The 22,169-nt window shown below is 49.1% G+C and carries 18 protein-coding genes and 1 tRNA gene; 15 read left to right on the top strand and 4 right to left on the bottom strand.

From position 1 onward, the window contains the following. The first annotated feature begins 11 nt into the window (after positions 1 to 11). The 3 genes from QZ327_RS03250 (at position 12) to QZ327_RS03240 (ending at position 6,076) form a co-directional block, all read left to right on the top strand. Entirely contained in the window at positions 12 to 1,568 is a 1,557-nt protein-coding gene (locus tag QZ327_RS03250; protein WP_294617073.1) for a hypothetical protein, read from the top strand. Between the two features lie 76 nt (positions 1,569 to 1,644). Next, positions 1,645 to 4,032 carry a DUF2264 domain-containing protein gene (locus QZ327_RS03245; RefSeq protein WP_294617072.1) on the top strand — a complete coding sequence of 796 codons (2,388 nt, stop codon included), beginning with the start codon at positions 1,645 to 1,647 and terminating at the stop codon, positions 4,030 to 4,032. A 241-nt stretch (positions 4,033 to 4,273) separates the two neighbouring features. Continuing rightward, entirely contained in the window at positions 4,274 to 6,076 is a 1,803-nt protein-coding gene (locus tag QZ327_RS03240; RefSeq protein ID WP_294617070.1) for a family 43 glycosylhydrolase, read from the top strand. 62 nt (positions 6,077 to 6,138) lie between these two features. Here QZ327_RS03240 and QZ327_RS03235 read toward each other — a convergent pair whose 3' ends face one another. Further along, a complete protein-coding gene (locus tag QZ327_RS03235) occupies positions 6,139 to 7,176 on the bottom strand; it encodes an endonuclease/exonuclease/phosphatase family protein (RefSeq protein WP_294617068.1) in 1,038 nt (345 codons plus the stop codon). A gap of 310 nt (positions 7,177 to 7,486) precedes the next feature. Here QZ327_RS03235 and metK point away from each other — a divergent pair, with 310 nt between their 5' ends. From metK to QZ327_RS03190, 9 genes are all read left to right on the top strand, one after another. Beyond that, complete coding sequence (metK, locus tag QZ327_RS03230; protein ID WP_294617066.1) at positions 7,487 to 8,779, top strand: methionine adenosyltransferase; 1,293 nt, start codon at positions 7,487 to 7,489, stop codon at positions 8,777 to 8,779. A 188-nt stretch (positions 8,780 to 8,967) separates the two neighbouring features. Continuing rightward, a complete protein-coding gene (locus QZ327_RS03225) occupies positions 8,968 to 9,555 on the top strand; it encodes a TIGR00730 family Rossman fold protein (RefSeq protein ID WP_294617128.1) in 588 nt (195 codons plus the stop codon). After that, the gene (locus tag QZ327_RS03220) at positions 9,552 to 10,283 is read left to right on the top strand and encodes a DUF4271 domain-containing protein (RefSeq protein WP_294617064.1); all 732 of its coding nucleotides are present in this window, start codon (positions 9,552 to 9,554) and stop codon (positions 10,281 to 10,283) included. The genes QZ327_RS03225 and QZ327_RS03220 overlap by 4 nt, the downstream gene beginning before the upstream one ends. Positions 10,284 to 10,287: 4 nt before the next feature. After that, positions 10,288 to 11,040: a uroporphyrinogen-III synthase gene (locus tag QZ327_RS03215; RefSeq protein WP_294617063.1), complete on the top strand. Its 753-nt coding sequence runs from the start codon at positions 10,288 to 10,290 to the stop codon at positions 11,038 to 11,040. Between the two features lie 161 nt (positions 11,041 to 11,201). Then, a complete protein-coding gene (gene rnpA, locus QZ327_RS03210; protein WP_294617061.1) occupies positions 11,202 to 11,636 on the top strand; it encodes a ribonuclease P protein component in 435 nt (144 codons plus the stop codon). 4 nt (positions 11,637 to 11,640) lie between these two features. After that, complete coding sequence (yidD, locus tag QZ327_RS03205) at positions 11,641 to 11,862, top strand: membrane protein insertion efficiency factor YidD (RefSeq protein ID WP_294617059.1); 222 nt, start codon at positions 11,641 to 11,643, stop codon at positions 11,860 to 11,862. Further along, positions 11,859 to 12,506, top strand: a complete 648-nt coding sequence (locus QZ327_RS03200) for a TatD family hydrolase (protein ID WP_294617058.1) — start codon at positions 11,859 to 11,861, stop codon at positions 12,504 to 12,506. Before yidD ends, QZ327_RS03200 begins: the two co-directional genes overlap by 4 nt. 80 nt (positions 12,507 to 12,586) lie before the next feature. Further along, complete coding sequence (gene tyrS, locus QZ327_RS03195; protein WP_294617056.1) at positions 12,587 to 13,879, top strand: tyrosine--tRNA ligase; 1,293 nt, start codon at positions 12,587 to 12,589, stop codon at positions 13,877 to 13,879. Between the two features lie 92 nt (positions 13,880 to 13,971). After that, positions 13,972 to 14,042: transfer RNA gene (locus tag QZ327_RS03190), tRNA-Gln, on the top strand. A 7-nt stretch (positions 14,043 to 14,049) separates the two neighbouring features. Here the strand turns inward: QZ327_RS03190 and QZ327_RS03185 are convergent. After that, positions 14,050 to 14,256 carry a hypothetical protein gene (locus QZ327_RS03185; RefSeq protein ID WP_294617054.1) on the bottom strand — a complete coding sequence of 69 codons (207 nt, stop codon included), beginning with the start codon at positions 14,254 to 14,256 and terminating at the stop codon, positions 14,050 to 14,052. Positions 14,257 to 14,401: 145 nt separating this feature from the next. Here QZ327_RS03185 and kduI point away from each other — a divergent pair, with 145 nt between their 5' ends. The 3 genes from kduI to QZ327_RS03170 all read left to right on the top strand — a co-directional run bounded on the left by kduI (position 14,402) and on the right by QZ327_RS03170 (position 17,458). Next, positions 14,402 to 15,244 (top strand): 5-dehydro-4-deoxy-D-glucuronate isomerase, encoded by an 843-nt coding sequence (gene kduI / locus QZ327_RS03180; RefSeq protein ID WP_294617052.1) that lies wholly within the window; start codon positions 14,402 to 14,404, stop codon positions 15,242 to 15,244. A 33-nt stretch (positions 15,245 to 15,277) separates the two neighbouring features. Then, positions 15,278 to 16,081, top strand: coding sequence for a gluconate 5-dehydrogenase (locus QZ327_RS03175; protein WP_294617050.1), 804 nt, complete (start codon positions 15,278 to 15,280; stop codon positions 16,079 to 16,081). A 144-nt stretch (positions 16,082 to 16,225) separates the two neighbouring features. Further along, complete coding sequence (locus QZ327_RS03170) at positions 16,226 to 17,458, top strand: DUF4861 domain-containing protein (protein ID WP_294617048.1); 1,233 nt, start codon at positions 16,226 to 16,228, stop codon at positions 17,456 to 17,458. Between the two features lie 150 nt (positions 17,459 to 17,608). Here QZ327_RS03170 and QZ327_RS03165 read toward each other — a convergent pair whose 3' ends face one another. Together QZ327_RS03165 and QZ327_RS03160 are read right to left on the bottom strand one after the other, a co-directional pair. Beyond that, positions 17,609 to 18,223: a polysaccharide deacetylase family protein gene (locus tag QZ327_RS03165; protein WP_294617047.1), complete on the bottom strand. Its 615-nt coding sequence runs from the start codon at positions 18,221 to 18,223 to the stop codon at positions 17,609 to 17,611. Positions 18,224 to 18,326: 103 nt separating this feature from the next. Further along, entirely contained in the window at positions 18,327 to 21,719 is a 3,393-nt protein-coding gene (locus tag QZ327_RS03160; RefSeq protein WP_294617046.1) for a DUF2723 domain-containing protein, read from the bottom strand. Between the last annotated feature and the right edge of the window lie 450 nt (positions 21,720 to 22,169).

Raw genomic sequence — 22,169 nt, 5'->3', positions numbered from 1 at the left:
AAAGAACAACCATGAAAATGAAATCATTCTATATAGCAGCGCTTTTGGCGGGTGGGGCAACGCTTGTCTCATGTACCGATTACGAGGTGAAAGACCCCAACTTCATGCCGCCCGATGTAGTCCTCAATGAGGATCCTAAATATAACGAAATTATCGAAGGGTTGCCCGAACCGGGAAAGATGCAGGCTTATACGCCTTCGTTGCTGGGCAAGCCTTATCGCCCTATTACGGTGAAGTATTCTACTGAATTTAAACCTGTAAGCAGATGGACAGAGTCGAATACGCGCGTAGTGGCATATATGGCGGATTACGAACCCCAAGTAACAACGGAGGCCGGTTACAAAGCCATCACCAACAAGTACGGAAGCCTCACCACCGGAACCAGATTTGAGGCAACCGGACGTTTCCATGTCACCAAGGATGCTGACGGACGTTGGTGGATTGTCGATCCCGAAGGCTATCCCCACTACGAAAGAGGCGTCACTTCCGTGCGCTATGGCAGTTCCGTGCGCAACCGCACGGCATGGCTGGAACGCTTCGGTTCGGATGAGAACTGGCTTGCCGTTTCGCAAGCGGAACTGGCATCTATCGGCTTTCATGGCACGGGGGCTTTCTGCACGGACACGTATGCAAAGATACAGGCACACAATGCGGCGCATCCCGATGCGCCGATGACGCTTGCACCTTCATTCGGCTTTCTTGGCAAATTCAAGTCGGCACGCAAATATGACTATCCGGGGGGTAAATCGGAAAACCTGTTGGGCTTGGTGCTGAATGAAGAAGCGTGGACAACCTTCTGCACGGAGTATGTGGCAGAGGCGTTGGCTCCTTACAAGGGAGATGCCAATGTGTTGGGTTTCTTCTCCGATAATGAGATTAACTTCTCCACGCAGAACAGCAATATCTTGGACCAGTTTCTGAAAATCGCGGATAAAGAGGATATTGCCCGCCGGGCAGCCGATGCCTTTATGGAAGAGAAGGGCGCCGCTAAAGTGACGGCGGCACTGAACACCGAGTTTGCCGGCCGTTTGGCGGAAATCTACTACAAGGGCGTGAAAGAGGCGGTTGAGGCGTTCGACCCCGGCATGATGTATTTGGGAACCCGCCTGCACGGCACGCCCAAATACATGAAAAACGTGGTGGAAGCCTGCGGCAAGTATTGCGACATCGTGTCTGTCAACTACTACAGCCGTTGGAGTCCTGAATTGGATACGTATGTGAAAGATTGGGCCGCGTGGGCAGGAAAGCCGTTTCTTGTGACAGAGTTCTACACCAAAGGCGTGGAAGACTCCGATTTGAACAACGGATCGGGCGCGGGTTTCTCCGTGCCCCGGCAGGCGGACCGCGCATACGCTTACCAGCATTTCACACTCGGTCTGCTGGAAGCCAAGAACTGCGTAGGCTGGCACTGGTTCAAGTATCAGGATGATGACGGCACGGACAATGGCGGAAAACCTGCCAACAAGGGGGTGTACGATAATTATTATAAGATGTATCCTTACCTGGCGAAGTTTATGCAAGAGGTGAATTACAACGTGTATAACCTCGTTGATTTTTTTGACAATTGATAAATATCGGGTAAGGGAATAGTAATAGTATAAGATGATTAACCATTAGTATTTACATACAAAGTCAAACCTTAAAATGAAGGTAATGAGAAACAAGAAAAGAACTTTAATTATCAGTTTGGTCCTGTCGGTTTGCTTCACGTCATCGGCGTGTGCAGTATCCAAAGGCATGAAGAAAGTGGTGGATGAGGCGCTCAACTTCTCTGTCAGGCAGTCGATGTCCATGTTCGGTGAGATGAAAGACAAGGCAGGCATACTGCCCCGCACGGCGAAAGACGGTGAAATGATTACTTGCGAGTCGCCGTGGTGGACAAGCGGCTTCTATCCCGGAACCTTGTGGTATTGCTACGAATACAGCAACGACCCGCAGGTAAGGGCGGCTGCCGAAGAGATGACATCGCGCGTGGAGAAGCAGAAGTATACGACCAGCAATCACGATGTGGGCTTTATCATCAATTGCAGTTTCGGAAACGGTTATCGCCTGACACGTAACGAAGCATACAGGGAGGTGATGGAAACGGCTGCCAAGTCTTTGTCTACACGTTTTCATCCGGTGACGGGATGCACCCGTTCGTGGAACAGCAAGAAGTGGCAGTTCTCCGTCATCATCGACAACATGATGAATCTGGAACTGCTTACGGTGGCATCTTCCATGACGGGAGATAACTCTTACTATAAAAAAGCGAAATCGCATGCGGACCGCACGATGATTAATCATTTCCGTCCGGATGGCAGCTCCTATCATGTAGTCAGCTACGACACCATCACCGGCAAGGTGCTGAACCGGGTCACCCATCAGGGAGTGAACGACCGGTCGGCTTGGTCGCGCGGACAGGCATGGGGGCTGTACGGGTTTACCATGATGTATCGCCAGACCGGCAAAAAAGAGTACCTGGACCATGCCATAAAGGTGGGCAAGTTCATCATGAACCATCCGCGCCTGCCTAAGGACAAGATACCTTACTGGGATTTCGATGCTCCCGACATCCCTAAAGCCGACAGGGATGCTTCCGCCGGTGCCATTATGGCGTCCGCTTTCGTAGAACTGAGCACGTATGTGCCGGGCGAACTGGGCGAACAGTTTCTTGCTATCGGCGAACAGCAGATAAAGTCGCTGGCGTCTCCCGCATACCGGGCAAAAAAGGTGGGAGACAATAACCATTTCATCATACGCCATTGTACGGGTTTCATGGCGAAACAATATGAGATAGACGCGCCGCTTACATACGCCGATTATTACTTCGTGGAAGCGCTTGTGCGCTATAAGAATTTGTCGGAAGGCCGTCCTGCGGTACAAGCCGTTACCGCATTTTCGGAGAATGACGACCGTTCGGCATGGCTGAGCGCGCTTCACCGCATTTCTTATCCGTTGCTCAGTAACATGGCAAAGGGTGAACTGCGCAAGAATATGCCGGTAGAGTCCGTAGCCGCCGATATGCAGAAAAGAAGGGAAGTGACGCACCTTGAAGCTTTGGGACGACTGATTACCGGTATTTCCGCCTGGTTGGAATTGGGTCCTGACAATACGGTGGAGGGTAGGTTGCGTGCCGAATACATTGATTTGGCTGTAAAATCAATCGCCAACGGTGTAGACCCCGAATCTCCGGATTACCTGAACTTCAATAAGGGGCGCCAGCCGTTGGTGGATGCGGCATTTCTGGCTCACGGTCTGTTAAGGGCGCGTACGCAATTGTGGGACAGGCTTGACAGGACGACGCAAGAAAGAATCATCAAGGAGTTGAAGTCATCCCGGGTAATCAAGCCTTCCGAAACCAACTGGCTGTTTTTTGCCGCTATGGTAGAGGCTGCATTGAAGGAGTTCACCGGCGAATGGGAATATGAACGGGTGGAGTATGCTTGCAACCGTTTTGCCCAGTGGTATAAAGGCGACGGCTGGTATGGCGACGGTGCGGATTTCCACCTGGACTATTACAACAGCTTTGTCATACACCCCATGATGGTAGAGGTGTTGGCGGTTATGAAGAAACATGGGCTGGAAGGTTCCATTCCTTACGAATTGGAGTTGGACCGATATGCGCGTTATGCCGAACAGCAGGAGCGGTTGATTTCTCCCGAAGGCACTTTCCCGATAGTGGGCCGTTCGTTGGCATATCGCTTTGGTGCTTTCCATGCGCTTTCGGATGTGGCATACAGGAAATTGCTTCCGGACAGGGTGACGCCCGCCCAGGTGAGATGTGCCTTGACTGCCGTTATCAATCGCCAGATAAATGCGCCCGGGACATTCAATCCGGAAGGCTGGCTACGGGTCGGTTTTGCCGGTTATCAGCCCCATATCGGCGAAGCGTATATTTCTACCGGCAGTCTGTATCTGTGCACTGCCGTATTCGTGGCGCTCGGCTTGCCCGAGACGGACGACTATTGGGCTGCTCCGGCTGCTGACTGGACTTGCAAAAAAGGTTGGGCAGGCGTAGATATGGAGGTGGACAAGGCGTTGAAAAAGTAAAGGAGACCGGATGTAACGGATATGGTACCCTTGTACCGGTTATTAATCACTGTAAGTATTTAAATTCAGTTTATATCATATACTATCTGTCATTCAGGGCGCAGCGAAGCATATCTTCTCCTTGTATATATACAGGGAAGGACCGGCTTTACCCAAAAACACTTCCCGTTTTAAGGGAAAGGGATTTTTTGTTGCACCCTGAATAACAGATGGTATAAGCTAATAAATCATTCGTATCTATATGAAAAATATATTATCTGTATTGTTCGCTTCGCTTACTTTATATTCCTGTTCGGAGAGCAAGATAGCGGAGAAACAAACTACATTCTGTAACCCGATGAACCTGGATTACGGTTGGGGATGCTTTCAGACCAAACAGAAGAAAGCACGTTCGGCAGCGGATCCTGTCGTTGTTCTGTTCAAGGGCAAGTACTATCTGTTCACTACGATGGATACGGGCGGCTATCGTGTCTCCGATGATTTGGTTACTTGGAAAAACGTATATTTCAATCCGGAAGTACATGCTTCCGCGCTTGATACCGATCATTACGTGGCTCCTGCCGTTGCTTCCGATGACAATTATGTCTATTTTGTCAACTTCACCCGGGACCGTACGAAGAAGACGGTGGATGTAATCCGTTCGGCTGATCCTGAAAACGGGAAGTGGGAGAAGTGTGGCGAGGTGCGGCGCATGGCAGATCCGTGCCTGTTCATTGATAACGGTCGTTTCTATTTCTATTACGGGTTGGGCGGTACCCAGTCTACAACTTTCTTTGAGGTGGATCCTGTCACTTTTAAAGAGATTGAGGGTTCGAAGAGGGTTCTGCGCGAGTATGTGACGGATGTCAGCCTATGCAATTCCGGCTATCAGTTCGGACGCAGGGAACTCTATGACGAGATTGATGCTTCCGCCTGGCAGGGGAAATTCTCTAAAGTGCCGTGTCCCGAAGGTGCTTGGATTGTGAAGAATGGCAGTAAATATTATCTTCAGTATGCCACTCCGGGCACTATTTGTAACTGGTATTGTGATGTGGTGCTGGAGAGTGACAGTGTGAACGGCGGTTTCGTGGAGCAGCCGTATAATCCCGTATCGTTGAAAGTGGGCGGCTTTATCGGTGGTGCCGGACATAGCTGTGTGTTTAAAGATAAGTATGAGAACTGGTGGCAGGTGACATCCATGTGGGTGGGCAACCACGATGAGTTCGAACGGCGGATCGGGCTCTTTCCCGTCTCTTTCGATGAAAAGGGAAGAATGAGAACCCATACCGTGTTGGGCGATTATCCGATACAGCTTCCTCGGAAGAAACTTGATCCGCAGGATATCTCCGCTTTTGGCTGGATGCTCCAGTCGCAGAACAAGAAGAGCACGGCGTCTTCCTCGCTGCCCGGCTTCGAACCGGAAAAGGCAGCGGACGAGAATGTCAGGACCTGGTGGTCGGCTACGAGCGGCGATGCCGGTGAATATTTTGTGATGGACTTGGGCAAGAGAGTACGTGTCAATGCCGTCCAGATAAACTTTGCCGAGCAAAATATCAATCCGGATGCTCCGAAGGAAACGGATTATCATGCCTATAGACTGTATATATCCGACAATGGCAGGGATTGGAAGATGCTTGTCGACAAGTCGAAGAATACGATAGCCGTCCCGCACGAATATGTGGAACTTTCCGAACCGGCAGAGACTTCTTTTATCAAGATAGAGAATGTACATACGCCCAAAGAGGGCAAGTTTGCCTTGTTGGATTTGCGTGTGTTCGGTTTCGGCTATTCGGCAAAGCCGGGGGTGGTAAAAAAGCTGGCGGTGCAAAGAAACCGGGAAGACGAAAGATATGCTTCGCTTACCTGGAACAAGGCATCCGGAGCAGACGGTTATCTGGTCCGCTTCGGTTATCAACCCGATTTCCTGAATCAGTGTATTCAGGTGAAGAACTGTGAAACAACGGATTTGCTGCTTCACATTCTCACCAAAGGTGTAAAGTACCATTACCGGGTAGATGCCTATAATGATAGCGGTATTACCGAAGGGGTTGTTATCTCGGAATAATTATGAAGCGGATAATCTCTTGGTGACAATAAGATATGGGATTTAAAATCTGTACTCCAAACTCATAAATCCGAAATTATTTCGAACGTCACCAGCAACCCCTTGTGGTCTGTCGGCCATACTCCTTGCGGCAGCAGGAACTTGTCCTTGGATTTTTCTGCTGTCCGCCGGCTTTTTACGATGCTTCCCTGCGGACCGAAGATGACGGCATCTTTCAGTTTGATAGCGGGATGCGGGTAGTAGAACACATAATCTATCCGGTCTCGTTCATCGGATTTGGGGGTCCAGGTCAGTTTCTCTACCGGAATTAGCGGATTGTCGGCAGGGAAGGTGAAGCCCGGATAGTTCAGTACGTCCGGGTGAAGCGTGCGGTAAGTGTCGATGAAGCCACTGTTGTCCAACATCAGGGGTACTGTCCAGGGGACAACCAGTCCGTTGTGGTCGTATAGGTCTTTCGTTTCCCGTATCCAGTCGAGGTGTGAAGGTTCGTTGAAGTCGCCGCCCAGGATGACGATGGTGCCTTCCGCGATATCCTTGCGGGCAGCGGCGATAAACTCTTTGATGGCATCGTCGCGCAGGGAGGCATCGTTTACTTTCAGTACTTCCAGCACGGTTTGGGGAATGGGGATTTCCTCCCATGTGGAACCGTCGTATCCGCGTACATTATAATAAGCATCGTTCAGATAGTCGAGGTGTGCCGTGTAGACGGCTATCTTGCGCCCCTTTATCCGGCTTGTCATCTTGTAGATGCTTCCGTGGTCATCTTTTTCGGGGAAGACGGTCAGGGAGTCGGTTATCGGATGGCGGCTCAGCAAGCCGGAATCATAGCTGTAGAAGGAGTAGTAGGTCTCTCCTTTGGTTTTCAGCGACCGGACGATGCGGTCGCAAAACCGGGTGTTGTTGTAGTTTCTCACTTCGCTGAAAGTCACGAAGTCGGGTTTCAGGCGGACGATTTCATCGACAATGGCATCGTATCCGCCGGGCACTTTGGTGCCTTCTTGCCAAATGTTCCATTGCAATACGGTAAATTCATTCTTGTTTTGCCCCTTTCCGGCGATGGATGCCAACAGCATCAGGCACATCAGTAACAGTTTTCTCATGATTGATTTTAGAATTAAGTTTATGCAAAAATAGGCATTTCGTAGTAATAAGCATGTTTTTTAGTTAATACTTTGCCTGTTGTGTATCATATTCGCGTAAAACCTTTATCTTTGCACCTGAAAATGATATGTGGAAAGATTTGGGTAGCTTGCAACCACAGAAAAAAATGCTAAAACACATCCTTTTCTGACGGTACTTCGGTGTGCCGGAACTTGCATGCCCGCCCTCAATGACGCTTTTTTCATCTCCTTTTCAGAGCAAGGCTTAAAGACAAGCTCTTCATTGTTCATTTTTAATTTCTAAATTGAAATGGGATATTTATTCACATCCGAATCGGTGTCCGAAGGGCACCCCGACAAAGTGGCCGATCAGATATCGGACGCTGTGCTTGACAAACTGTTGGCGTATGACCCCAGTTCGAAAGTAGCTTGCGAAACTCTGGTTACTACCGGACAGGTGGTGCTGGCCGGTGAAGTGAAAACCAAAGCGTATGTTGACCTTCAACTTATCGCGCGTGAAGTAATCAAGAAAATCGGCTATACCAAAGGCGAGTATATGTTCGAGAGCAATTCGTGTGGTGTACTTTCAGCCATTCACGAACAGAGTCCCGACATCAACCGAGGTGTGGAGCGCCGGGATCCTATGGAACAAGGTGCAGGCGACCAGGGTATGATGTTCGGTTATGCCACCAATGAGACGGAGAATTACATGCCCCTCTCTTTGGACCTTGCCCACCGCATCTTGCAAGTGTTGGCGGATATCCGCCGTGAAGGCGAGGTGATGACCTACCTTCGTCCCGACTCCAAGAGCCAGGTGACTATTGAATATGACGACAACGGCAACCCTGTCCGTATCGACACGATTGTCGTATCCACCCAGCACGATGACTTCATCCTGCCTGCCGACGGGAGCGAGGCGGCTCAACTGAAAGCAGATGAGGAAATGCTGGATATTATCCGCAAGGATGTCATCGGCATCCTGATGCCCCGTGTCATTGCCTCTATTCACCACGACAAGGTACTGGCGCTGTTCAACGAAGATATCAAATACCACGTCAACCCTACGGGCAAGTTCGTTATCGGCGGTCCGCACGGAGATACGGGGCTGACCGGGCGTAAGATTATTGTTGATACTTACGGCGGCAAAGGCGCGCACGGCGGTGGTGCCTTCTCCGGCAAAGACCCCAGCAAGGTGGACCGTTCGGCAGCGTATGCCGCCCGTCACATTGCCAAGAATCTGGTTGCCGCCGGTGTGGCGGACGAGATGCTGGTACAGGTGTCGTATGCCATTGGCGTGGCACGTCCTATCAACATCTATGTGAACACATACGGACGTAGTCGTGTGGACATGAGTGACGGCGAGATAGCCCGCAAGATTGACGAAATCTTCGACCTTCGCCCGAAAGCTATTGAAGACCGGCTGAAGCTTCGTAACCCCATCTATCAGGAGACAGCCGCTTACGGTCACATGGGACGTGAGCCGCAGGTAGTCACCAAGCACTTCAAATCCCATTACGAAGGCGATAAGGATGTGACTGTGGAACTTTTCACTTGGGAGAAACTGGACTACGTTGATAAGGTGAAAGCGGCTTTCGGTCTTTGATGACCGTCCGTTTTCGGACTTGCCGTTTTGATAATAAAGTAATCAGCATAGCTTTACAGCTATTTATTATAGAAAGCCGCTATTTTGCTTTCGGAATTTCCGAAAGCAGAATGGACGGCTTCTTTTTTCAAATCTCCTTAAAATCATATACCTTTGCAACAACGTATAATCGATAGAGCTAAAAGATGATGAACAAGATAACTTCCGTATGCGTATACAGTGCCTCGAGTACCAAAATCGATTCCGTTTATTTTGATGCGGCTCGCGAATTGGGCACGTTCTTGGGGCAGCGGCATATCCGCCTGGTTAATGGTGCCGGCAATATGGGACTTATGTCTGCCGTTGCGGATGCCGCGCTTGCGGCGGGTGGTGAAGTTACCGGGGTAATTCCCCGTTTTATGGTGGAGCAGGGTTGGCATCATACGGGATTGACCGAGCTTGTGGAAGTGGAAAGCATGCACGAACGCAAGAAGCTGATGGCAGATTTGAGCGATGCCGTGATAGCCTTGCCCGGCGGTTGCGGCACGTTGGAGGAGCTGCTTGAAATCATCACCTGGAAGCAATTGGGGCTTTATCTGAATCCGATAGTCATATTGAATGTCAAGGGTTATTTCGACCCGTTGCTTGATATGCTCCGGAGAGCGGTGGATGAAAACTTCATGCGCGTGCAGCACGGGGCAATCTGGCAGGTAGCCGAAACAGTGAGTGAAGCTGTTGAACTGATACATACCGCTCCTTTGTGGGATGTCTCTATCCGTAAGTTTGCAGCAATATGATGAAGGAGTTGATGGCGTGGACGGTTGGCGGGACAGAAGGTATTCCCATTCCTTATTCCCCGAGAATGGATGATGGTATTACCATTGTCCTGTTGGGTTGTTTCTTTCTGTCGGCCTATGTTTTTTCCCGCAGTCGCCGGTTTCTATTGCAGTTGGTAAAGGATTTCTTGCTGCATCGGGAGCGGACCAGTATCTTTGCAACTTCGACGGCGGGCGATATGCGTTATCTGCTGTTATTGGTTTTGCAGACTTGCATACTTTCCGGAGTCTGTATTTTCAGCTATTGCAATGATGCCCGGCCGGAATTGGTACACCATATCCCGCCTTTTAACTTGTTGGAAATCTATGTCGGAATAAGCCTTCTTTATTTATTTCTGAAATGGGCGATATACTCTGTATTGGGTTGGATTTTTTTTGACAAAAGTATTACAACCCTTTGGCTTGAATCGTATTCCGCCCTGCTTTATTACCTCGGTTTTGCCCTTTTCCCGTTCGCTCTATTCATTGTCTATTTCGATTTAAGTCTGCAACTTACGATAATAATCGGATTGATTTTGGTCTTTTTTACTAAAATATTGATGTTCTATAAGTGGTTAAAGCTTTTTTGCAGCAATTTACATGGCAGTCTCCTTTTAATTTTGTACTTTTGTGCCCTTGAAATCATGCCTTGCTTTATGTTATATCAAGGCGTGGTACAACTAAACGATTATTTGATAATAAAATTTTAGGACGTTGAAAATTAAGAAAGTACTTGTGTCGCAGCCGAAACCGGCATCAGAGAAATCTCCATATTACGACATTGCCGAGAAGTACGGTGTGAAAATAGATTTTCGCCCGTTTATCAAAGTAGAGAGCCTTTCAGCGAAAGAGTTCAGGCAACAGAAGGTGTCTATACTGGATCATACAGCCGTTATTTTCACTTCGCGTCATGCAATCGACCACTTTTTCCATCTTTGTACGGAATTGCGTGTGACAATCCCCGAAACCATGAAGTATTTCTGTGTGACAGAAGCGATTGCTCTGTACATCCAGAAGTATGTGCAATACCGGAAACGTAAGATTTTCTTCGGGAATACCGGAAAGTTTGATGACTTGTTGCTTTCCATTGTGAAGCATAAGACTGAAAAGTATTTGGTGCCGATGTCGGATGTGCATACGGACGAAATCAAGAATTTGTTGGACAAGAGCAAAATCCAGCATACGGAAGTAGTGATGTATCGCACGGTAAGCAATGACTTTACTCCGGATGAGAAGTTTGACTATGATATGTTGGTTTTCTTTAGTCCTGCCGGCGTGTCTTCTTTGAAGAAGAATTTCCCGGACTTTGAGCAGAAGGAGATCAAGATCGGAACATTCGGCTCTACAACGGCGCAAGCTGTCCGTGATGCCGGGCTTCGCCTGGATTTGGAGGCTCCCAGTGTGCAGGCGCCCTCTATGACGGCAGCGCTCGATATGTTCATTAAGGAGAACAACAAAGGAAAGTGAAAGGAATGACGAGTTATGAATTATAAGTTATGAGTCCGCGGGCTTGTGGCTTGTAGTTGTAACGATAGAAATTACGAGCTACAGGTGCGGTGCTTGAATGCCGCAGGCCTTGTAGCTCGTTTTCTATATATAAATCTGAAATCATAAATCTGAAATCACTCATGGCAAATACCTTGCGTAAAGTCGAAAGGCTGGATAAGAAAAAGATAATAGAGAAGATGTTTGCGGGCGGCGCGCATTCGTTTTCGGTTTTCCCGTTGCGTGTGGTGTATCTGCCGGTGGAGGAGTTGGAGACGGATGCTGCCATTCTTGTCAGTGTTTCAAAGCGTCGTTTCAAACGTGCGGTGAAGCGTAACCGCGTAAAGCGTCAGATACGCGAGGCCTACCGCGTAAACAAGCACGGGTTGCTGGATATGCTGGCGCAAAAGAAGTGCCGGCTGGCAATCGCCTTTATTTACCTTTCCAATGAGCTGGTGGAATCTTCCGTCATAGAAGAACGGATGAAAACGGCTTTGGCGCGTGTGGCGGAGAAGGTGGCGGCGCAACATGCTACTGCGGATACTGCTGAGACCGTAGCCGTAACACCATCTCTGTAGGACCATGAAACGCCTGTTCTCATATTTGCTGTTGCTCCCTATCTATTTTTATCGGAAGTGTATTTCCCCCATGACTCCCCCGTCGTGCAGGTTTACGCCTACCTGTTCTCAATACGCTGTTGAGGCGATTAAGAAACACGGTCCTTTTAAGGGGCTTTATCTGGCGGTGAAACGTATATTGCGTTGCCATCCCTGGGGAGGTTCCGGATATGACCCCGTCCCATGAAATTTCCTGTCGACATACACACGCATTGGTTGCCGCAAATGCCCGGAAGTGCCATTGTGAACCGTTATCCCGATACTCTTGTCATGGAGGCAGGCGTGTGGTATTCGGTGGGCATACATCCCTGGCTCGTTGGATCAGGCATTACCCCGGCTATCCGGCATGGAATGGATATCTTGCCCGTTTTAGCCGGACATCCGCAGGTACTTGCCGTGGGAGAAGCGGGCTTGGACAAACTGGCGGATGCTCCGATGAGCGTACAAATGGAAGTTTTCGAATATCAGGCACGGCTCTCCGAGGAACTTGGCAAGCCTTTGATAATTCATTTGGTAAAGGCGGCGGACGAGTTGCTGAAACTGAAACAACGCATACAGCCTGCCAATCCTTGGATTATTCACGGTTTTCGCGGAAAGGCGGTTTTGGCGGAAGAATACCTGCGGCATGGGTTGTACCTCTCTTTCGGAGAGAGGTATCAGGAAGAGGCGCTTCGGGTAACTCCTGCTTGCCGCTTGTTTTTAGAAACCGATGAAAGTACCGTGCCGATTATGGATTTGTATAGCCGGGCAGCCGAAATCCGTTGCACATCTTTGGCAAACCTGACGGAAGCGATAAGGGAAAACATCGGCAAAGTCTTTTTTAAACAATAAGAGTTGTTTGTTAGAATAAAGTGTCGTATTTTTGTCGCACAGACAAAGTATAAATCAACTAATTAATAGTTAATCATTCGATGAATTTTGTAGAAGAATTAAAATGGCGTGGCATGCTCCACGATATGATGCCGGGTACGGAAGAACTGTTGGCTAAGGAACAAGTGACTGCGTACATCGGTTTCGATCCTACGGCAGACTCTTTGCATATCGGTCACCTTTGCAGTGTGATGATATTGCGTCACTTCCAACGTTGCGGTCACAAGCCGCTGGCGTTGATTGGCGGTGCCACGGGTATGATCGGCGACCCTTCCGGTAAGTCGGCGGAACGTAATCTGCTCACTGAAGAAACCTTGCAACACAATATGGCAGGCATGAAGAAGCAACTGAGCAAGTTCCTGGATTTTGAGTCGGATGCCCCTAACCGTGCGGAACTGGTGAACAACTACGATTGGATGAAGGATTTCAGTTTTCTTGACTTCGCCCGCGAAGTAGGTAAGCATATCACCGTAAACTATATGATGGCTAAGGATTCGGTGAAGAAGCGTTTGAACGGTGAGGCACGCGATGGTCTTTCTTTCACAGAATTCACTTATCAGTTGCTGCAAGGTTACGACTTCCTGCATCTGTACGAAACCAAAGGTTGCAAACTGCAAATGGGCGGTTCGGACCAATGGGGTAATATCACTACGGGAGCGGAACTTATTCGCCGTACTAATGGCGGCGAGGTATTCGCTTTGACAAGCCCGCTCATTACGAAGGCGGACGGCGGTAAATTCGGCAAGACGGAGTCGGGTAATATCTGGCTCGATCCCCGCTATACGTCTCCTTATAAGTTCTACCAGTTCTGGCTGAACGTAAGCGATGCCGATGCGGCACGCTACATTAAGATATTCACCTCTTTGAGCAGAGAGGAGATTGAGGCGCTTACAGCCGAGCACGAAGCTGCGCCGCATCTGCGCGTCCTGCAGAAGCGTTTGGCAAAGGAGGTTACTGTTATGGTACACTCTGAGGAAGACTACAACGCAGCTGTCGATGCTTCCAATATCCTCTTCGGCAATGCCACTTCGGAAGCCTTGAAGAAGTTGGACGAAGACACTTTGCTGGCGGTATTCGAAGGCGTTCCCCAGTTCGAGGTGTCTCGTGATGTGCTGGCAGCCGGTGTAAAGGCGGTTGACCTGTTTGTAGACAATGCCGCCATATTTGCTTCTAAAGGCGAAATGCGCAAGTTAGTGCAAGGCGGCGGTGTCTCCTTGAATAAAGAGAAGCTGGCGGCTTTCGACCAGGCGGTTACAACAGCCGATTTGCTGGATGGCAAGTATCTGCTGGTGCAACGCGGCAAGAAGAATTATTACCTGATTATTGTAAAATAATATAGTATACCGAAAAAATGTCCCGAAATATTTGCATGTTTCGGGACATACTTCTATCTTTGCACCGCTTTTTAACAGAAAGCATATATGTTTGGACTATGGTGTAATGGTAGCACAACAGGTTTTGGTTCTGTTTGTCCAGGTTCGAATCCTGGTAGTCCAACAACCATTCAGTTATTAACAGCTAAAAACCCTCTAAAACGGCTAATTTTAGAGGGTTTTTTCGTTGTTTCAGGACAGGCATCGAAAAAGCTCCGGCAATCAATGATTGTCGGAGCTTTTTTCATATTATTCCCTTTCTTTTCCTTTGTAAGGTTGATTTGAAAAATCGGATTGGCGCAATGCGCGGCACCTTCTTTTATTTGTATTTCTATCATATTTTTCCTTTCTTTGTACAATATTGATAGATAATTAGGACAAAAAAGCAATGTTTTGCCGTTTTCTTTTGCTACATTTGCAATCGTGTACGCAAACGACGTACCACTCGGCTATTAATTGGACAATTTAAAAACGTGATAAATCATGAAAACGAATTATGAAATTCGCTATGCCGCACATCCGGAAGATGCGAAAAGTTATGATACGAAAAGAATCCGTCGTGATTTCCTGATAGAGAAAGTATTCTCACCCGATGAAGTGAACATGGTATATTCCATGTATGACCGTATGGTGGTGGGTGGTGCCATGCCTGTAGGCGAGACGCTGCAACTGGAAGCTATCGACCCCTTGAAAGCCCCTTACTTCCTGACACGTCGCGAAATGGGTATCTTCAACGTAGGCGGACCGGGCGTGGTGAAAGCCGGCGATGCTGTATTCGAACTGAATTATAAGGAAGCTCTCTACTTGGGTTCGGGCGACCGTGAAGTTACTTTCGAGAGCAAGGACGCGGCACATCCCGCCAAGTTCTACTTCAATTCCGTAACGGCTCACCGCAACTATCCCGACAAGAAGGTGACGAAGAGCGATGCCGTGGTGGCGGAGATGGGTTCTTTGGAAGGCTCCAACCATCGTAATATCAATAAGATGCTGGTCAATCAGGTGCTGCTCACCTGCCAGTTGCAAATGGGTATGACGGAACTTGCTCCGGGCAGTGTGTGGAACACGATGCCTGCGCATGTCCATAGCCGCCGCATGGAAGCCTATTTCTACTTCGAGATACCGGAAGACCATGCCATCTGCCACTTTATGGGCGAGGTGGACGAAACCCGCCATATTTGGATGAAGGGCGACCAGGCTGTTCTCTCTCCCGAATGGTCCATCCACTCTGCCGCCGCTACGCACAACTATACCTTTATTTGGGGTATGGGCGGCGAGAACCTGGATTACGGTGATCAGGACTTCTCTTTGATTACAGACTTGAAATAACACTATTTTTTCAACCTAAAATAAATAAACATCATGAATCAGTATTTGAATTTTTCTTTGGAAGGTAAAGTAGCCCTTGTTACAGGTGCTTCTTATGGTATCGGTTTTGCCATCGCTTCGGCTTTTGCAGAACAAGGTGCAAAAATCTGTTTCAACGACATCAACCAGGAGTTGGTTGACAAAGGTATGGCTGCTTATGCCGAAAAGGGTATCCAGGCACACGGTTACGTATGCGATGTGACTGACGAACCGGCTGTTCAGGCTATGGTGGCAACTATTGAGAAAGAAGTAGGCACTATCGATATTTTGGTAAACAATGCAGGTATCATTCGCCGTGTTCCCATGCACGAAATGGAAGCTGCCGATTTCCGTCGCGTTATCGACATCGACCTGAACGCTCCGTTCATCGTTTCTAAGGCTGTGTTGCCTGCAATGATGAAGAAGGGCCACGGTAAAATCATCAACATCTGTTCTATGATGTCTGAGCTGGGTCGTGAGACTGTATCCGCATACGCTGCCGCTAAGGGTGGTTTGAAGATGTTGACTCGTAACATCTGCTCCGAATACGGTGAATACAACATCCAGTGTAATGGTATCGGTCCGGGTTACATCGCTACTCCGCAGACTGCTCCGTTGCGTGAAAAACAAGCTGACGGCAGCCGTCATCCGTTCGATTCATTCATTTGCGCCAAGACTCCGGCAGGTCGTTGGCTGGATCCGGAAGAACTTACAGGTCCTGCTGTGTTCTTGGCATCCGAGGCTTCTAACGCAGTTAACGGACACGTACTGTACGTTGACGGCGGTATCTTGGCTTACATCGGAAAACAACCGAAATAACAGGTAATAAGGTGGTAAGGCGGTAGGTGATAGAAGGTATTGCTTTACCGCCTTATTTTTTTATTATAAGGCCGTTTTATTACCACTGCATTATTTGCATTACCATCCTATTACATCACCACTTTATCCTATTATTTATTCAGTATGAAGAAATTTCTTTTATTATGTATGGCGGCATTGTTTTGCTTTGCTTGCAATGACAGCAAGATAGTAACCGTCACGGTAACCAACCCGTTGGACGTGGAGCGTTCCAACGAAATGGTAGAGGTGTCTATGGAAACCGTTACCAACCGTTTGGGGCTGGCAGATACCGAACAGATTGTGGTATTCAATGCCGACAGGCAGCAGGTGCCTTATCAGATTACGTATGACGGAAAGGTTATATTTGCGGTTACGGTAGCTGCCAACGGCACTGCCACGTACACCATACAGACCGGCAAGCCGAAGGCTTTCAGCGTAAAGGCTTGCGGCAAATGCTATCCCGAACGTATGGATGATATGGCTTGGGAGAATGATTTGGTAGCTTTCCGTGCTTACGGTCCTGCTTTGCAGGCAAAGGGAGAGCGCGGTTTCGGCTATGACTTGTTTACGAAGTACAATACCACCGAACCCATACTGGAGGCTATGTATGCCAAAGAGCTGGACAAGGATACGCGGGCTAAGATTGCCGAGTTGAAAAAGACCGATCCGGAAGCTGCCTCCAAGTTAAGCCGCGAGCGTTCTTATCATATCGACCACGGTTATGGTATGGACTGCTATGCCGTAGGTCCTACATTGGGAGCCGGTGTGGCGGCACTGATGGTGAACGACAGCATTGTCTATCCGTGGTGCTATAAGAACCAGGAGATTTTGGACAACGGTCCGTTGCGTTTCACGATGAAGCTGGAGTTCAACCCTCTTACCGTAAAGGGCGATTCGACGGTGGTGGAAACGCGTTTGATTACGTTGGATGCAGGTTCACATCTGAACAAGACTGCCATATCCTACAGCAATCTGAAAGAGACATTGCCCATCGTTGCAGGTATCGTGCTGCACGAACCGGACGGTGCTGTCGTGGCTGATGCCGCTAACGGATACATCACTTATGTAGATCCTACTACAGGACCTGATAATGGTAAAATCTTTATGGGTGCTGCCGTTCCTGCACTTGTCAAGGATGCGAAAACCGTACTTTTCTCTGAAGAGGAGAAGAAAGAACGCAATAACGCCGACGGCCATGTGCTTGCTGTCAGCGATTACGAACCGGGTTCGGAATACGTATATTATTGGGGATTTGCATGGAGTAAGGCGGATATCAAGACTGCCGATGCCTGGAACCGGTATATGGCTGATTTCGCCCGGAAAGTGCGCAATCCGTTGACGGTAAAGGTAGACTGAAAAGGCTTGGCTGGTTGAAAGTCTTAATATTGTAAATACGGAGAGTTGGAAGCTCACGCTATGCGGCATAACCGCGTACCCCGGCTTCCAACTCTCCGTATTTTATCTGTCGGGACATTCTTAGGAATATTCAGTAAATGTCCCTATCTGTCAAAGTAATTTAAACTCGTAACCTTCTTCTTTCAGAAATTCTATAGCTCGCGGCAATGCGTATTGCAGGTTACCGTTGTTCCAGGACTTCAGGGAGTCGTGGAAGGTAATGATGGAGCCGTTGCGCGCGTATCTCATTACATTGGCAAGCACCTGCGGCCCGCGCAGCTTCTTACTGTAATCGCGGGTTACCAAATCCCACATTATTATCTTGTAGCGGCGCTTCAGTATCATATACTGTGTCCACCCCATATGCCCGTGCGGAGGACGGAATAAATCCGTTTTCATCACCTCGTTTGCTCTCTCCGTATTTGCCAGGTAATCCTTGAAGTTGTACTCAAATCCTCTGAGGTGATTGAAAGTGTGGTTGCCGATGCGGTGTCCGCGCTCTACAACCATCTGAAATTCATCGGGATGTTTACGGATGTTGTCACCTACCATGAAGAAGGTGGCTTTTATGCCATATTGGTCGAGCAAGTCGAGCACCCACGGAGTTACTTCGGGGATGGGTCCGTCATCGAAAGTCAGGTATACGGCCCTCTCATTCGGGTCCATTCGCCAGACGGCACTGGGATATAACTTACGAACGAACTCGGGAGGCTGTTCTATAAACACGGTTAATCAGTGATTGGTGGTTAGTGATTGGTGACAGGCGTTGGGCAGCGGGCGGTTAGTAACCGTGGAGGGAACTTGCTGACCGCCCGCTGCCCAACGCTTGTCACTGTTTAAGTCTTTCTACATATAAGTTGTACAACTCTTCTACCTTCGGGTCGTAGGTCTCCGCCAGTTTGGAATTGTATTTCTTCATGATTTTTACCTCGGCATCAAGCACTGCCAAATGGTATTCGAATTCACGGCTGGAAACCGCGAAACGGTAGTCGTCCATGCTCAGATACCAGGTGAGGTATTCCACTGCCTTGTCGGCGAGGGCTTTCATCATTTCTTCGGCTTGTGCGGAATTGCCCAGTTGGTAGTACGCCTCCGCCATCTGTACGGCGCCGTTTTGCCAGTCGTACGGCACGTTGCAGGCAGGAATCATCTTCTCTGCATAGTCCAGTGCGGCTATTGCCTTGTCTTTCTTGCCTTCGCGTATCAGCTGTTGTACAAGCTGTGAGAAAATGCGTCGATGCGAGTTGCACATGCGCATTGTGTTTTCGTCAATGTAGATGCCGGGCTTGTCGATGCCGCCAAACTTGAATTTGTTCATCAGGTTGTCGTACATCTTTTCGCTGTCTATTTTCACACCCAGCTTGTCCGTATCGAACGGGGTGAAGCGGTAGGTAAGACCTTCCTGAATGAAGTGGTTGCTCATGTTCAACTGGTTTTCAGGCCCTACACTGACTGCGATGTAGATAGGACGTTCCCAGTTGGCTTCCGACAACATTTCGAGCATCATCAGTTCGCTTTTGTAGAGGGCACGTTTGCCTTTCAGCGAGATATGCATGTAGTCGGGGATGGAATCGCCCGGTATCATCATGCCGCTGCGGCGTACGGCTTCCTTGTCCACTTTCATGACGATGCTGTCGGTAGGGATTACCTTCAGGTCTTCGTTCTTGCTTCGTACCCAGTATTTCAGTATGTTCTTAAGCTCGTAAGGGTTGTCGCCGAACTCTTTCTTCACATTTATCATGGCTTCGGCATTGCCGTTCAAAGCCTGCTTTTCCGCTTCGGCATATAATGCGTCGATACTCTTCTTATATTCGGGGCGTATCGGAATATACTCGTTAGTGCCTTCCACGTACTCCATACGGTCCCATGTGATGGGCAGGGAAGGAGAGTCGTAGGCGGGACGCTTCATCTGGTCGATGTACCAGTCGGTCTGCAGGTAGCTGAGGTTGCATGTACGGGCATCGGTGCGGAAACCTTCCGTCTCCTGGTTATACCACAAGGGGAACGTGTCGTTGTCGCCGTTGGTGTAGATAATCGGATTGCCCGTTTCTTGCAACGACATCAGGTAGTTCTGGCCGAAGTCGCGTGCCACATAGCGGTCGCTGCGGTCGTGGTCGTCCCACGTCTGGCTTGCCATTTGCACGGGGACGAAGAGACAGAGCAATGAGACAGCGAGGGCGGAAGTCAACGAGGGCGCAAAAGCATTGTCGTCATTTGCTTCGTCTGTTCCCATGTAGCCTTGTTTCCTTGTGCAGTTGTTCACAACCTGTATTAACCCTGCCACACCCATGCCAATCCAGATGGCGAAAGCGTAGAACGAACCGGCGTACGCATAGTCGCGTTCGCGCGGCTGGCTGGGGGTCTGGTTCAGATAGAGCACAATCGCTATACCAGTCATGAAGAAGAGGAAGAACACCACCCAGAACTGTTGGATGCCCCTCTGCCCGCGATACGCCTGCCACAACAGGCCGATGATGCCGAGCAACAGCGGCAGACAGTAGAATACGTTGTGTCCTTTGTTCTCTTTCAGCTCTTTCGGCAGCAAGTCCTGGTTGCCTACGAGCATGTTGTCGATGAACTTGATGCCGGTAATCCAGTTGCCGTGCTCTATCTCCCCGCTACCTTGCAGGTCGTTCTGGCGTCCGGCAAAGTTCCACATGAAGTAGCGCCAGTACATCCAGTTGAGCTGGTAGGAGAAGAAGAACTTGATGTTTTCCCACTGCGTAGGCATGGTCACCATAACTATGTCGCCGCATTTGTCGTAGGGCAGGTCGTATCCCTTGATGTCTTGCCATGCTTGATACTGGCCAGCATGCGCGCTGCTGTACATGCGCGGGAAGAACATATTCTGCGCATACTCGTATTCGATGCGTCCGGGGATTTCGATGTAGCTGTCTTTCTCGTCGGCAGCGGTTTTTTCCTTGCGGATATATTTCGTTCCGTTGTAGGAGACACGCGGTTCGCAATACCCGTCTTTTACATCCAGTGCCACTTGTGAGGAGTAAGCCGGACCGTAGAACAGCGGGCGTGTGCCGTATTGTTCGCGTCCTAAATATTCTCCCAATGTGAAGATGTCTTCCGGAGAGTTCTGGTCCATCGGAGTATTGGCAGTGGAACGGATTACGATGAGCGCGTAGGATGAATATCCGACGACAATCATCATGGTGCACAGCAACGACGTGTTCAGTGTACGTGCCGATACGCGGAATTTCTCTTTAACGCTTTTCTGTATCTCCGGTGCGAGGTAGATTGACAACAACGTAATGACAATAATGCCGATAATGACGGAACTGGCTCCGTGTCCGTAGAAAGGAATGCCCAGCATGGCTATGGTCAGTACAAACGATAGTGTCATGCGCAATTTGTGCTTTTCGACATAGCTCTCGTACACTCCCCAGATAAGGCAAGTTGCCAACAGAATGATATACACTATGACACCGCTGTTGAAAGGCATGCCGATTCCATTGACGAAAAGCAGTTCGAACCAGCCGCCCACTTTCACAATGCCCGGAACAATGCCGTACAGCACGGCGGCTACCAATATTCCCGAAGCAAGCAGAGCCAACAGGGAGCCTATTGCATCGGCGTTGGGCACTTTCTTGTAGTAGTATACCAACACGATAGCCGGAAGGCAGAGCAGGTTCAGCAGGTGCACGCCGATGCTCAGTCCGGTGAGGTAGGCGATAAGTATCAGCCAGCGGTCGGAGTGCGGTTCGTCTGCTACATCCTCCCATTTCAGTATCAGCCAGAATACTACTGCCGTAAACAGTGAGGAGAAGGCATATACCTCGCCTTCCACGGCACTGAACCAGAATGTGTCACTGAATGTATATGCCAGCGCACCTACCAGTCCGCTGCCCATGATGGTAACCAGTTGTCCGTTGGTGATGTTGTTCTCATCGGTCACTACCAACTTGCGTACCAGGTGCGTGATGCTCCAGAACAGGAACAGGATACAGGCGGCACTCATCAGTGCGCTCATATAGTTCACCATTTTGGCAACGCTGCTTGCATCGGAAGCGAATTGTGAGAAAAGGTTTGCCACCAGCATGAAGAACGGTGCGCCGGGCGGATGGCCTACTTCCAGCTTATAGCCGGTGGTGATGAACTCCGGGCAGTCCCAAAAGCTTGCAGTCGGTTCGATGGTCATGCAATAAACCGTTGCCGCAATGAGGAAGGTAATCCAACCCATCAGGTTGTTTACAGTTTTGTACTGTTTCATTCGGATGAAATTCGTTATAGTTTTATTTTTAATTTCAGCATGTACGGGTGCAAAGATAATGATTTCGGTTCTAAATAGGTGAAGATAAGGCGGATTATTAGGATTGGTTAAAAGATATAACAGGAATTTATGCAAAAAAGAAAGGGTATGGAGTGGGCTGTATGTCGGGAGATTGTTCCCAGTTAATTGGAAACATGTTCCCTGTGCGGTGGGAACATATTCCCAATTAAGAGGGAATGCGTTCCCGGTTAACTGGGAATAAAGTTCCACCGTTCAGAAATCATGTGGCACTCGTATGCCGCTGACAATAAATATCTTGCGGGGATGTTTCACCGGTCTTTTCTTGTCCATTTGTTCTTCACCGGTCCGTTTCCGTATGCCTGTTTCTGCCTGTTTGTTTGTGCGGTCTATCTAGTCGTCTTCTCCGGTATGGCTGTCTGCTTTTAACTC

The sequence above is a fragment of the uncultured Bacteroides sp. genome, assembly GCF_910578895.1.
Classification (GTDB): Bacteria; Bacteroidota; Bacteroidia; order Bacteroidales; family Bacteroidaceae; genus Bacteroides.
This window is presented reverse-complemented; position numbering and strand designations above follow the sequence as displayed.

What these genes read in the sequence shown, in the direction of transcription:
- QZ327_RS03220 (WP_294617064.1), top strand. Translation starts at nt 9,552, where the DNA reads ATGATGAAGGAGTTGATGGCGTGGACGGTTGGCGGGACAGAAGGTATT.
- metK (WP_294617066.1), top strand. Translation starts at nt 7,487, where the DNA reads ATGGGATATTTATTCACATCCGAATCGGTGTCCGAAGGGCACCCCGAC.
- QZ327_RS03175 (WP_294617050.1), top strand. Translation starts at nt 15,278, where the DNA reads ATGAATCAGTATTTGAATTTTTCTTTGGAAGGTAAAGTAGCCCTTGTT.
- QZ327_RS03170 (WP_294617048.1), top strand. Translation starts at nt 16,226, where the DNA reads ATGAAGAAATTTCTTTTATTATGTATGGCGGCATTGTTTTGCTTTGCT.
- yidD (WP_294617059.1), top strand. Translation starts at nt 11,641, where the DNA reads ATGAAACGCCTGTTCTCATATTTGCTGTTGCTCCCTATCTATTTTTAT.
- QZ327_RS03245 (WP_294617072.1), top strand. Translation starts at nt 1,645, where the DNA reads ATGAAGGTAATGAGAAACAAGAAAAGAACTTTAATTATCAGTTTGGTC.
- kduI (WP_294617052.1), top strand. Translation starts at nt 14,402, where the DNA reads ATGAAAACGAATTATGAAATTCGCTATGCCGCACATCCGGAAGATGCG.
- QZ327_RS03185 (WP_294617054.1), bottom strand. Translation starts at nt 14,256, where the DNA reads ATGATAGAAATACAAATAAAAGAAGGTGCCGCGCATTGCGCCAATCCG.
- QZ327_RS03160 (WP_294617046.1), bottom strand. Translation starts at nt 21,719, where the DNA reads ATGAAACAGTACAAAACTGTAAACAACCTGATGGGTTGGATTACCTTC.
- QZ327_RS03240 (WP_294617070.1), top strand. Translation starts at nt 4,274, where the DNA reads ATGAAAAATATATTATCTGTATTGTTCGCTTCGCTTACTTTATATTCC.
- rnpA (WP_294617061.1), top strand. Translation starts at nt 11,202, where the DNA reads ATGGCAAATACCTTGCGTAAAGTCGAAAGGCTGGATAAGAAAAAGATA.
- QZ327_RS03225 (WP_294617128.1), top strand. Translation starts at nt 8,968, where the DNA reads ATGAACAAGATAACTTCCGTATGCGTATACAGTGCCTCGAGTACCAAA.
- QZ327_RS03200 (WP_294617058.1), top strand. Translation starts at nt 11,859, where the DNA reads ATGAAATTTCCTGTCGACATACACACGCATTGGTTGCCGCAAATGCCC.
- QZ327_RS03250 (WP_294617073.1), top strand. Translation starts at nt 12, where the DNA reads ATGAAAATGAAATCATTCTATATAGCAGCGCTTTTGGCGGGTGGGGCA.
- tyrS (WP_294617056.1), top strand. Translation starts at nt 12,587, where the DNA reads ATGAATTTTGTAGAAGAATTAAAATGGCGTGGCATGCTCCACGATATG.
- QZ327_RS03235 (WP_294617068.1), bottom strand. Translation starts at nt 7,176, where the DNA reads ATGAGAAAACTGTTACTGATGTGCCTGATGCTGTTGGCATCCATCGCC.